We start from the raw sequence: 12531 nt of genomic DNA, 5'->3' as shown, positions 1-12531 counted from the left end.
AGAATTATAAGGAAATGGCAAAAGAGCTGAAAGAACTGACTCCGAGAAGTGTGAACTACTCGCAGTGGTACCAGGATCTGGTAATCAAAGCGGATCTGGCAGAGAATTCTGCAGTACGCGGCTGTATGGTGATCAAGCCTTACGGATATGCAATTTGGGAAAAGATGCAACGTATCCTCGACGATATGTTCAAGGAAACAGGCCACGTAAACGCTATTCCTGAGCAAGGAAGCCGAACATGTAGAAGGCTTCGCCAAAGAATGTGCCGTTGTAACACATTATCGTCTGAAAACAAATCATGACGGTACAGGTGTCGTGGTCGACCCGGCCGCCAAGCTGGAAGAAGAGCTAATCATCCGTCCGACTTCCGAGACAATTATCTGGAACACTTATCGCAACTGGATTCAGTCTTACCGCGACCTGCCTATCCTTTGTAATCAGTGGGCGAACGTGATGCGTTGGGAAATGCGTACCCGCCTCTTCCTTCGTACCGCAGAATTCCTGTGGCAGGAAGGACATACTGCCCACGCGACACGTGAAGAAGCCGAAATCGAAGCAAAGAAGATGCAAGGTGTATATGCTGACTTTGCCGAAAACTATATGGCGATGCCGGTCATCAAAGGTGTCAAATCTGCAAGCGAACGTTTCGCAGGTGCATTGGACACCTACACGATCGAAGCGATGATGCAGGACGGAAAAGCGCTGCAAGCTGGAACTTCCCACTTCTTGGGACAGAATTTCGGCAAGGCGTTCGACGTTACCTTTATCGACAAGAACGGAAAGAGCGACTACGCCTGGGCGACTTCATGGGGGGTTTCAACCCGTCTGATCGGCGCCCTGATCATGTCCCACTCCGACGATAACGGTCTGGTATTGCCGCCTCACCTCGCTCCTATCCAAGTGGTAATCATCCCGATCTACCGCAGCGAAGAACAGTTGGCGCAGATCAGCGAAAAGGTAAACGGCATCGTTGCCAAGCTGAAAGCGTTAGGCATCTCGGTCAAATTCGACAATGCCGACAACAAGAAACCGGGATGGAAGTTCGCCGAATACGAACTGAAAGGCGTTCCCGTACGTCTGGCTATGGGCGGACGCGACTTGGAAAACAATACGATCGAAGTGATGCGTCGTGATACACTGGAGAAAGAAACCGTAACTTGCGACAACATCGAAACATACGTTCAGAACCTGTTGGAAGAAATCCAAAAGAACATCTTCCAGAAAGCACTCGACCATCGCACGGAAAAGACTATTACAGTCGACACCTACGAAGAGTTCAAGGAAAAGATCGAAGAGGGCTACTTCATCATGGCTCACTGGGACGGAACGCCCGAAACGGAAGAGCAGGTGAAGAACGAAACGAAAGCCACGATCCGCTGTATTCCGCTGGAAGGCGACAAGACTCCGGGCAAATGCATGGTGACCGGCAGACCTTCCGCACAGCGCGTATTGTTCGCACGAGCTTACTAAACCGTCCGTACATACAAAAGAAAATAAAGTTCCATAAGCATGAAACTCTTGTTCCATGCTTATGGAATTTTTGTTTCCTACCAATGAAATTTTTATTTACCTTTGGGGAAACTAATTGTACCAATCAAAATACTTCAGCCCCCGTTACCCTTGACACAAAAGTGCTGGTCGTAATCGGGGCAAACGGGGCCGGTAAAAGCTCCTTCGGCAGAAACTTGCACCAACGCTACGCCGGACAAAGCGTATGGATATCCGGAATGCATTCCCTCTTCCTTAGCAGCGAAGAGAACAAGGCTCCTGCCAACGGCAACGAGCTGACACGGCTTCAGTCCATGATTGCGGAGCGACTTTTCATGCCGCGTATGTCAGAATATGAAAAATTGATCCTGCATTTGCAAACGGAAGAATTCGAAGCTGCCGTCCAGTATAAAGAAGAAAGCAAGCTGGCCCCTGATCTATTGCCGCCGGTTACCAAGATAGACCGTATCCAGACGATTTGGGAGAAGATGTTCCCGCATAACCGCCTGGTACGCAAATCGGGTTTTATTGAACTAACCTCCACCAGCATCGACGGAGACTCTTATACGGCCGGCCGGATGAGCGACGGTGAAAAACTGGTGTTCTATCTGATAGGCGCCGTGCTCTGTGCTCCCGACAATGCGTTGTTAATCATTGAAGAGCCGGAAGTCCTGCTCCACGACTCCATCAAAAATCCTTTGTGGGACGAGATAGAAGCCATGCGCCCGGACTGCACATACGTGTATCTAACGCACGACATCGACTTCGCCGCCTCCCGCGACAACAGCAAGCGCCTCTGGATACGTTCTTACAATGGAGACTCCCGGATATGGGACTACGAACTGATCGAAAACAATGACAGCTTCCCGGAAGAGGTCTATATGGAGATCTTAGGCAGCCGCAAACCGATCTTATTCATCGAAGGGACCGACTCCAACAGCATAGACAGCCGCCTCTACCCGCTTATCTTTCCCGACTACAAGGTAAAACCGATGGGAGGTTGCCAAAAAGTAATCGAAACGACAAAGGCTTTCGCCCAACTGAAAGATTTCCATACGCTGGATTCCAAAGGGATCGTTGACCGTGACCGTCGCACGGAAGGAGAAATAGCTTACCTGCGCGAACAGCATATCTATGTTCCTAACGTTGCCGAAGTGGAAAACCTGCTGATGCTGGAGCCTGTTATCAAGACCGTTGCCGGCCGTCTGATGAAAGATCCCGAACTGGTCTTCAATCAGGTCAAAGAAAACGTGATCAAACTTTTCCTGAAAGACCTCGAAAGCCAAGTTCTGCTTCATGCCCGCCATCGCGTACAGAAAAAGCTGGAAACGGCTCTGAACCGGAAGATGAGTACGGTGGACGAACTGACCGAACATGTGGAAAGTATCCGCAACACCGTACATGTAGACGAAATATATGCGGGAATCAAGGAGAAATTCATTCGGTTTGCCGAAACCGGAGATTACAAAAACATCCTTCGCGTTTACAATCAGAAAGGGATGTTGCCTCAGTCTCAACTCTGCAAATATTGTGGTATCAGCAATAAGGAGAGTTATTTAAACCTCGTCCTTTCCATTCTGAAAGAGAATAAAGAAGATGCGACTGTCATCCGGACTTCCATCAAAGAATGTTTAGGAACATAAAAAAGTTTCCCGAAATGAACAAAAAGTCCGTAAAAAGTCGTTCTTTTGTAACTTAGAAAAATATATGCAACGGGGCGGAAGCTCCTTACCGATTTAAACTATGCGCACACCTACTCTTCAATATCTTTATCTGCAAAAGCCGGTAACGATGGTTATTGTCATTTGCATAATCTCTGTCCTTCCCTGGATCGGGCTGGGAGATTTTTCGACTAAGGGAGAACCTCGCGAAGCGGCGGTTGCCGTTTCCATGCTCGAAACCGACAACTGGGTTTTGCCACAGGTCTATGCGAACGAATTTGCCTACAAACCACCGTTGGCGCATTGGCTGATGGCAGTCGCTTCCCTGCCGCAGGGATATGTTTCAGAGTTCACCTCCCGCCTGCCGTCTGCGTTGGCTTTTATTATACTGATCGGTTTCACACTGGTTTTCTTTGGCAAGCGGTTGCGGTTCCAGCAGGCATTCATCGCCACGCTATTGCTCATCACCTGTATCGAGATACACCGGGCTGCTATGACCACGCGTGTGGACATGCTGCTGACAACCTTTATAGTGATCGGGCTTTATCAGCTATACAGGTGGGAAGACAAACTGGAGTTAAAAGGGGTGCCGATCGCCATTCCGGCCTTATTGGGATGTGCCGTACTGACAAAAGGACCTGTAGGTATTATCCTGCCGCTATTTGTTTTCGGTGTCTATTTGCTGATGCTTCGTAAATACTCTTATTTAGTGATATTCAAAGCACTTCTTTATGCTGGTATTTCTTCGATATTCCTGCCTCTATTGTGGTATGTCGCTGCCTGGAAACAGGGAGGCGATACGTTCCTGAATGTAGTGTTAGCAGAGAATTTCGGTCGTTTCTTCCACCTCAGCACGCCTGATATCCATTACAATTTAGGGCATGAAAACGGAGTCTGGTATAATTTCATGACACTGGCTGCGGGATTTGTTCCCTGGACGATCTTCTTCTTTTTCTCTTTATTCGGATTAAAACTGCACAAACCAGAAAAGTCGGTGAAAGAGATACTGGCTAACACTTGGAATAATATTCGATCGATGGAAAAAGAGAAACTGTTCAGCTTAGTTGCATTGGTTTGTATAATTTTCTTCTATTCGATACCTTCCAGCAAACGAAGCGTATACTTGATGCCGGCATATCCGTTTATTGCTATTTTCTTGGCTCAATATACATTATACATTACGGAATACCGGACGAAGGTAACCCGAGTATTTGCCGCTTTCATGGCCTCCATTACTGCCGTCGTCATGATTGCTGTCGCTCTGACAATGGCCGGAGCAATCGATCCTGTCAAGATTGCGAGTCAGTACACAAGCCACCAATCGACACTGGAAATGGTCGAGTTGGTATCGAATATGTTCGCATATCCCTGCGGACTGACAATTTGCATCCTGATAGTCCTTTTGGCTATTCTGGCGACTGTCTATTATCAGATGTTCAAGAAGATCAACATCAAGATCCTGTATGCCACGATTGCATTGGCCTTTGCCATTAACTTATTGATCGACGGGGTTGTCATGCGCGGCATACGCCAGGGAAGCTCCGCCCGTCCGTTTGCCAAGCAGGTTCAGAAAGAATATCCGTTGGATGACATGAATATGTATGTAATGAATGATCTGAAGACATATGCTAATCTTTACGGGCTGAATTTCTATTTGGGCAACAAGTTCCATAATTTCGGGCAGGAACAGCCGGTAAGCGGCTTCTTTTTCTGTACCGTGAAAGACTTGGAAACTGTACAAAAAAATTATGGAGATAAGTACACATTCAGTCTACTTACCTCCACAAAGAATGTTATTGCCGACGTACGTCAAAGAATCGTACTATGCAGCTTCTTACGAAACGAATAATCAATATTTAAAGACTTTGCCACCGGCAAGCACTTCCTGTCTTGCTTCATCGAATGTAGCTTTTTCTCCTGTCCGAAGAGAAGCCGTACACATGATGTTGGCAATAGAATGATTATAGCCGGCATCTACCGGAGCATTCGGTTGCTTGCGGCTTTTCACGCATTCCATCCAATTACGCATATGCAGGTTTGTCATTGGATCGGCTCCTGTATTGGAACCCGTTTCCACCTTGATAGAAGGCAATTTGAATTCTTCCAACAGGTTCGGTTGCATTCCCATTTCATCCGCGAAACGTTTGGTCAAACCACCTTCCGATGTCACTTTATTTGTATCCAGGTTCAACGTACCGCCATTGGAGAAGTACAATTCTTTTGTTCCGCCTGCCGAGTTATGCATACGGGAAGAATATACGACCTGGAAATTCTCGCCTGCTTTTCCATAATCGAACACAGCCGTCATCGTATCATAACTGCGGCGCCCGTCATTCCATTGATAGATTCCACCATTGGCTGCGACACTATTCGGGTGGTTGCAACCAGTAAACCAGTGTACCGTATCGATCTGATGTGACATCCACTGGCCGGGAATGCCGGAAGAATACGGCCAGAACAGGCGATATTCCAAATACTTACGCGGGTCCCATTCTTCGTACGGGCGATTCAGCAGGAAACGCTTCCAATCAGTATCCCTCTCAAAACATTGTGCGACCAAAGCCGGACGACGCCAGCGTCCGGGCTGGTTAACGTTCCAACACATTTCCACCATCGTGATCTTGCCAAACTTACCAGAACGGATAAAGTCGTTGGCAGCATGATAGTTTGGGGCCGAGCGGCGTTGGGAACCAATCTGCACGATCTTTCCACTTTCCAACACAGCTTTGCGGGCAGCACGAGCATCTTCCATCGTTTCAGCAAAAGGTTTCTCTACATAGGCATCGCATCCGGCTTTAACCGCTTCGATACAGTGCAAAGCATGCTGGAAATCGGATGTGGCAACGATCACGGCATCACACATTTTTGCGTCATACAGTTCTTCGTTGTTACGGAATGCTTTCACTTTCTTTCCATATTTCTCCTGGAAGAAAGCAACACCTTCTTCTCTACGCCGTTTCCAAATGTCGGAAATAGCGACGATTTCAAAGCCTAACTCATCGGCACAGGCCATAAAAGCAGGAATCAAAGAATGGCGGGCACGGTCTGAAAAGCCGACGATACCCACACGAATCTTCTCGTTTGCGCCCATTATGTTAGCGAAACTCTCTGTACTGAATCCCAGTCCGCCAATAGTCAGACCTGCTGCACCTAAGGCGCTGTGTTTAAGGAAATCTCTACGTGTTGTCATGGTTCCTATTTTTTAGTTAACTATTTAAGTTCTCTAATCTTGATATTCCGGAAAGAAACTTCGTCCCAGTGATCCTGCAAAAGGATATGACCTTTTTCAGCAGTACCGAAAGGTCCAAATTCGGCATATTCCTTCTTCGCGAATTTGCTTCCCTTCACGACTTCCAAGAATGCATCCGAAGCCCAATCATACTCAACGGTCTTAAAGCCGTTCATCCAATGTTCGACATGTTTGTTAGGGAATACTTTGATAACTCCCTTATTCCACTGTCCGACACCATTGAAGCGTTTGTTTTTCGCAGGGATAATATCGTACAAGCTGGAAACCGTACGGCTACCAGGATAAGTCGTGTACAGTTTGGCATCCGGATGTTGCTTGTCATCCAGAACCTGGTATTCCGGACCGATCACAAAGCCTTTATTCTTCTTGCTTTCCTGAATCAGATATTTCATACCGCTATTTGCACCTTCCGTCAACTTGAACTCAAAGCTCAGCTCGAAGGCGCCAAACTCATCGACTGTCAGGATATCACCACCTCTTTTACCTTCCGGACCGCCATTCTTCATAACAGTCAATTCACCATTTTCAATCTTCCATCCGTTTTCAGGGAATGTTTCCTGTCCGGCACCCCGCCATCCGTTAGAAGTCTTACCGTCAAACAACAGTTTCCAACCAGCCGCTTTTTCTGCTTCTGTCAGCGTATTCGGAATACAGTTCACTTCCGGAGCTAACGGGCCTTGCATACGCTCTGCCTCCAGATTTTCCGTCTTAATACGGATATTACGCCACCAAATTTCCTTGCCGACATTCTCCGTTTTCCCGAAAATGCCATGTACCTGGAAAGCGATAAAGCCTTCCGGTGTCATATCATCTACTACATTCGAAGTGTTCACACCATTCAGCCAGATGCGGATACTGTTGCCGATAGCTTCAATTCGATACTTGTTCCAATCATCTTTCTTATAGGCGGCTCGTCCAGCTTCGTTATTCGTTAAAGGAGCCAGCCAACCGCGTCGCGCTTCATCATAAAGCCCACCACTCCAAGCACGGTCGGACGGGTCAATTTCGCACTGATAGCCATGCACACGTCCATTGTTGTAATCCGGCTTACTTTCGCTTCGAAACTGCACCCCGGAATTCAAGTCTGGATGACATTTCACTTCAAACTCCAGAATAAAATCACCATACGTTTGTTCTGTCGCCATAAAACTGTTCGGTTCTTTATCCACAGTCTGGCCGACCATACATCCATTCTCTACACGATAGGGAGCCTTACCATTCAACTGCTTGAAGCCAGTAAAATCCTTACCATTAAACAATTGCTGCCATCCGTCGTTAGGTTGGCAGGCACCACACAGCAAAGTCAGAGACAAAGCTGCTAATTTCAAATACGCTTTCATTTGCTTTCTGATACTATAATTAGTTAGACAATAATTTCCTTTAGTTAACAAACATGTGTACGTGCACAAAGATATAAGTTTTTGCACTATCATTGCATTAAATCTCAAAAAAGTTAGAATAACTACACTAAAATAGCTCTTTACAAGCCGTCTATTTCCCACTCTCCCTGCTATTATTTTAAAATCAGAGTCGGCGATTATATAATCACTGCAGCCAATTACATAGTCGCTGCCATTGATTTAAGAATAATATGGCAGTAAGGCCATTTTTTATTACGCAATAAAAGAATAAAGTAAATAAGATTTACAAATTTGTTCTCCTGTATCCCAATAAGAAGTATATTTGCAGACAAATGACCTTATTATAAACGAATTGATTTTTATGAAACAACAGTTTATGAAGACTGCCTTTTTTGATTTCGACGGTGTGGTTGTAGACACAGAACCTATTTACGATATTTACTGGAATGAAGCAGGAAAACGCTATCAGACGGGAATCCCCAATTTCGCATCCCACATCAAAGGGACGACATTACCTTATATATTGGAGAAGTATTTTTCCGACCGATCTGAAGAATTTAAGGAAAAAGTAATCCGCGAATCAATGGAATTCGAACAGCAGATGCCTTTTCCACCGGTTCCGGGTGCGATGGAGTTTATCCATCTTCTGAAAAGTAAAGATGTAAAAGTCGGTTTGGTCACCAGTTCCGACGATGCCAAGCTAAAACGGGCCTTCCGCCTTTTGAAACTCGACAATCTGTTCGATACGGTCGTGAGTGCCGACCGGATCACAAAAGGGAAACCCGATCCAATGTGTTATTTGCTTGCCGCCTCCGATCTGCATGTATCACCTTCCGACAGTCTGGTATTTGAAGACTCTTTTGCCGGAATACAGGCCGGGACCAATGCGGGTATGCGGGTTATCGGACTTAGCACAACCAATTCCGAAAAGTCTTTAAAAGACAAAGTTTATCAGGTCATACCCGACTTCCAAAACATTACGTTCGAAGAATACAAACAGTGGTAGAACGGACATAAAAATAAAAAGGGGATGTGCCGTCACTCCCCTTCTTATTGTACAAAAATCCGATTACTTAAAAATTATATCCGACACGGACAGCCAACGCTGCGGCATCCAAATCCTTTATAATATTATACTTGGCTTCCAAGCCGACAGAAACCCGATCTGTCGCATACACTTCACCTCCTAAGCCGATATTGGCTCCAAAACGAGTTGCATCCCAAGGACCTGCTTTCCAAAACGAAAGGCTTAAGCCTGCCAACGGATAAAAACCGAACATCTCACTCAATTTAAATACATAATGAGCATTCATATCAATTGCCCATGCACTTAACCCATCATTCTTTACTAAATGAGTAATAGACGGGGTCAAACGAAACGCATCCGTTACACAATAACGATAATCGATGCCGATAGTAGCATTGCCGACATCATTAAAATTATAACCCAAGTTGAAGCCAAACGAGGATTGACCTTGCTGCGTCTGTGCATATGCACCTATACTAAACAGCGTCAACATCAACATAACAATTAATTTTTTCATACTTTTCTTATTTAGTACAACAATATCTATCGCCAAATATAGTATTTTTCCTTAACAAAAGTATATTACTTTACTTTTAATTTATCACCTGCACTTTTTACAATGCTACGATAATAGTCTTCATCATAGCCAGGGAAATCCGGATATTCGGATAATCCGTAACCATTCTGCTTAAAATGTCCGTTTTCTTCCTTCTTCACGTTACCATCCATATATTTGACTAACAAGTATTCTCCTAATTTCTTCCAACGGGCTGTTGCCTGGTCGGCAGTAGTAGAACTAAACCAGGTCAGGAACTTGACCGCTTCCGCCGGATTCTTGGCATACAGTTCCGATGCAGCCTTATCGACAGCCGGAATTGTCTGTTGATAGCTGTTCTCCAACTCCTGCTGAACAAGACGGATATCCTGAATCATATAACTATATTTGCCATACGCCATATTAGCCACCCAGTTATGAATCCAGAAAGCGGATGTCCAAGAAAAATTCATCATATCACCGTTTCCGACACGATAACATTCGGGAGAAGCTGTCACCGAACAATAGATCGGCGTAAAGACAGCCATGTCTGCATCATCCACACCGAACCAAAGAATACCACCGACGGCATCCGGTAGCCAATTACGCATCTGAGGAACAATCACAAAACCGGTCTGCTGCGTAGCAATCGCACGCTCGTTCGTATATTCCTGACCGTCCACTTCGAAAGTCATCGGACGCCAACGATACGGAACTTTGTAAGGACCTGCACCGGCATCCTTCGTCATATCTAAATCAGTTCCTTCGAAATGGTCGCGCATACCGTTCTGCACATCCCGAACGGATAACAAACGATCAGGCTTTACATACAAAGGCATAGGCTTCTTCATTGCATCACCCTTAATCAGATCCATATATTGATCCATCGATTTATCATATTTGCGAAAGAAAGACCACACACGGGCTTCACAACCACGCAGAGCACTGAAATCATACGGGCAATAGGCTTTCTGGAAACTAAAATCCTTATCCCTGCCACTGAAATATCCCTTTTCACGAGCAAAAGAGACAACATCCGGTGAATAAATGCAGTTCTCCTTATCATCAAACGGGATCTGCTGAATACGAGATTGATTGGCATGAGCCGAAATACAATCGTCCGGAATGCGAATAGCAACCCAGACTGCTCCTTTATTACCCGGACCTTTACCGATCATTTCCATCACCCAAGCTTCGTTCTTATCAGCAATAGAGAACGTTTCCCCACTGCTATAGTAGCCATAATCCTTCACCAGGTCAGTCATAATCCGAATAGCCTCCCGCGCCGTCTTGGAACGTTGCAAAGTGACATAAATCAGACTGCCGTAATCCATGATACCGGTCGTGTCAACTAGTTCGGGACGCCCCCCGAAAGTGCTTTCCGTAATCGCAACTTGATGTTCATTCATATTACCAACTACAGAATAGGTCTGTTCAACCTGCGGAATCTGTCCTAACGGTTTATGGGTGTCCCACTCGATGATATCCAGCATCGCCCCTTTCGGCCAAGTCGCAGCCGGCCAGCGATACAGTTCACCATATAACGTATGCGAATCTGCCGCATAACTGATCATAACAGAGCCGTCAACCGAGGCTTTCTTTCCCACCAGTAGACCTGTGCATGCAAAGGCTTCCATTCCGGAAAGCATAATAGCACAGGTTACCATCAAAATCCATGTTTTTCCCATATAAATAAAGTTTATGCAAATAATAACATATATACGCCGGCACCGCAGCAATAGCCGATCAACGCCAAAATTGAAAATCGTTTGGTATAATACATAAAATCGATCTTTTCCAATCCCATTACCGTTACACCTGTTGCAGAACCGATAATCAAGATACTACCGCCAGTCACGGCACAGTAGGCAAGGAATGTCCAGAAACCTCCGTCCGATACAAAGAACTGAGCATAAGGAGTCAGATTGGCCGCATCCGGTACAATCGGATACATACCCATTGTTGCCGCAACCAAAGCTACGTTGTCCACACAGGAAGACAAAACACCGATCACAAAGCTGATCAGATAAGGTTCATGTACATGCTTATCCAGAAAAGCAGACATCAACCCTAACTGGCCGGAGGTTTCCAAAGCCCCTACCGCCATCAGGATACCCAAAAAGAAAAAGATCGTCGCTAGGTCGATGTTCGGAAGTAACTGAGAAATACGTAACTTATTAGATTCGTGCATATGCAGTTTGCTATACATGATATCCGTATAAAACCACAGGACCACCAAGCCCAACAAAACACCTAAGAAAGGTGGAAGGTCTGTCACCATCTGAAAGACCGGAACCAAAGCCAACGAAAGTACACCAATCACAAAGATCACCCGACGCGAATGATTCGGTATTTCCGGTGCATATTCGTCTGCCATTTCTTCCTCGCTCATCACACGTAAAGTCGCATCTTTCTTAAACAACCAAAAATTAGCAATCGTCAGAGGCACAAGCAAGTTTATCAATGCCGGAAAAAATACATGCGAAATCTGGTGCATAGCCGTGACGTTCTTGCCCACCCAAAGCAAAATGGTCGTCACGTCACCAATCGGAGACCATGAACCACCTGCATTCGCAGCAATAATTACCATACAAGCATATTTCAAACGATCTGTCCGGTCCGGAACCAGTTTCCGTAACACGGCCATAATCACGATAGCAGCAGCCAAGTTATCCAACAAAGCAGAAAAGAAAAAAGCGGCAAAACTTATATACCACAATAATTTCCTTTTATTGGCAGTACGGATATATCCGGTAACAGCCCGGAAACCACCATGCTTATCCACGATATCGACAATCAGCATGGAGCACATGACAAAGAAAAGCGTTTCGGATACATTCCCTAAATGATAAACAATCGAACGGTTTGTAATAAATGTAATAAACTGATCTTTCAGAGGAGCATTTGCCATTTCCGGGTTTTGGGTCAGAAACTCCTGAAACAAAGGACTGGAGCGTTCGACAAAAATATCATAGGCGTCAAACATCAATATCATCCATAGTGATATTGCCATAAACAAAGCTATCGCAGCTTTATTTATCTTTATCTTATCTTCCAGCGCGATTGCAAGAATCCCTAAAACAAAGATGACAGGCATTAAAATAAACATAGTACAATATATTTAAATTTATTATCAAATCACAAAAGAAAGAATTTTTCATTCCAAGCTCTTGCATACCAAAAAGCATTATAAATTTTAGTTAAACAAA

Annotated in this window: 8 protein-coding genes and 1 pseudogene; 4 read left to right on the top strand and 5 right to left on the bottom strand. The window is 45.2% G+C overall.

The window, feature by feature from the left end:
• The first annotated feature begins 14 nt into the window (after positions 1-14).
• From proS to BHV83_RS19230, 3 genes and pseudogenes are all read left to right on the top strand, one after another.
• A pseudogene (gene proS, locus BHV83_RS19240) lies at positions 15-1470 on the top strand (proline--tRNA ligase).
• Positions 1471-1553: 83 nt separating this feature from the next.
• Complete coding sequence (locus tag BHV83_RS19235) at positions 1554-3131, top strand: DUF4435 domain-containing protein (RefSeq protein WP_286757906.1); 1578 nt, start codon at positions 1554-1556, stop codon at positions 3129-3131.
• A gap of 100 nt (positions 3132-3231) precedes the next feature.
• A complete protein-coding gene (locus BHV83_RS19230; protein WP_005642629.1) occupies positions 3232-4998 on the top strand; it encodes an ArnT family glycosyltransferase in 1767 nt (588 codons plus the stop codon).
• Here the strand turns inward: BHV83_RS19230 and BHV83_RS19225 are convergent, their stop codons facing one another.
• Positions 4999-6339: a Gfo/Idh/MocA family oxidoreductase gene (locus tag BHV83_RS19225; RefSeq protein WP_005639045.1), complete on the bottom strand. Its 1341-nt coding sequence runs from the start codon at positions 6337-6339 to the stop codon at positions 4999-5001.
• Positions 6340-6359: 20 nt separating this feature from the next.
• Positions 6360-7739: a 3-keto-disaccharide hydrolase gene (locus BHV83_RS19220; protein ID WP_005639043.1), complete on the bottom strand. Its 1380-nt coding sequence runs from the start codon at positions 7737-7739 to the stop codon at positions 6360-6362.
• Positions 7740-8121: 382 nt separating this feature from the next.
• Between BHV83_RS19220 and BHV83_RS19215 the strand changes: the two genes are divergently transcribed.
• Positions 8122-8766, top strand: a complete 645-nt coding sequence (locus BHV83_RS19215) for an HAD family hydrolase (RefSeq protein ID WP_005650064.1) — start codon at positions 8122-8124, stop codon at positions 8764-8766.
• A gap of 67 nt (positions 8767-8833) precedes the next feature.
• Here BHV83_RS19215 and BHV83_RS19210 read toward each other — a convergent pair whose 3' ends face one another.
• The 3 genes from BHV83_RS19210 to nhaD form a co-directional block, all read right to left on the bottom strand.
• Entirely contained in the window at positions 8834-9304 is a 471-nt protein-coding gene (locus BHV83_RS19210; protein ID WP_022321650.1) for an outer membrane beta-barrel protein, read from the bottom strand.
• 65 nt (positions 9305-9369) lie between these two features.
• Positions 9370-11010, bottom strand: coding sequence for a dipeptidase (locus BHV83_RS19205; RefSeq protein WP_005639036.1), 1641 nt, complete (start codon positions 11008-11010; stop codon positions 9370-9372).
• A gap of 11 nt (positions 11011-11021) precedes the next feature.
• A complete protein-coding gene (gene nhaD, locus BHV83_RS19200; protein WP_005639034.1) occupies positions 11022-12431 on the bottom strand; it encodes a sodium:proton antiporter NhaD in 1410 nt (469 codons plus the stop codon).
• Between the last annotated feature and the right edge of the window lie 100 nt (positions 12432-12531).

This window comes from Parabacteroides sp. merdae-related_45_40, from assembly GCF_001915675.1.
This window is presented reverse-complemented; position numbering and strand designations above follow the sequence as displayed.

Coding starts and splice junctions, on each gene's coding strand:
- BHV83_RS19235 (WP_286757906.1), top strand. CDS start 1,554: ATGAAATTTTTATTTACCTTTGGGGAAACTAATTGTACCAATCAAAAT.
- BHV83_RS19230 (WP_005642629.1), top strand. CDS start 3,232: ATGCGCACACCTACTCTTCAATATCTTTATCTGCAAAAGCCGGTAACG.
- BHV83_RS19225 (WP_005639045.1), bottom strand. CDS start 6,339: ATGACAACACGTAGAGATTTCCTTAAACACAGCGCCTTAGGTGCAGCA.
- BHV83_RS19220 (WP_005639043.1), bottom strand. CDS start 7,739: ATGAAAGCGTATTTGAAATTAGCAGCTTTGTCTCTGACTTTGCTGTGT.
- BHV83_RS19215 (WP_005650064.1), top strand. CDS start 8,122: ATGAAACAACAGTTTATGAAGACTGCCTTTTTTGATTTCGACGGTGTG.
- BHV83_RS19210 (WP_022321650.1), bottom strand. CDS start 9,304: ATGAAAAAATTAATTGTTATGTTGATGTTGACGCTGTTTAGTATAGGT.
- BHV83_RS19205 (WP_005639036.1), bottom strand. CDS start 11,010: ATGGGAAAAACATGGATTTTGATGGTAACCTGTGCTATTATGCTTTCC.
- nhaD (WP_005639034.1), bottom strand. CDS start 12,431: ATGTTTATTTTAATGCCTGTCATCTTTGTTTTAGGGATTCTTGCAATC.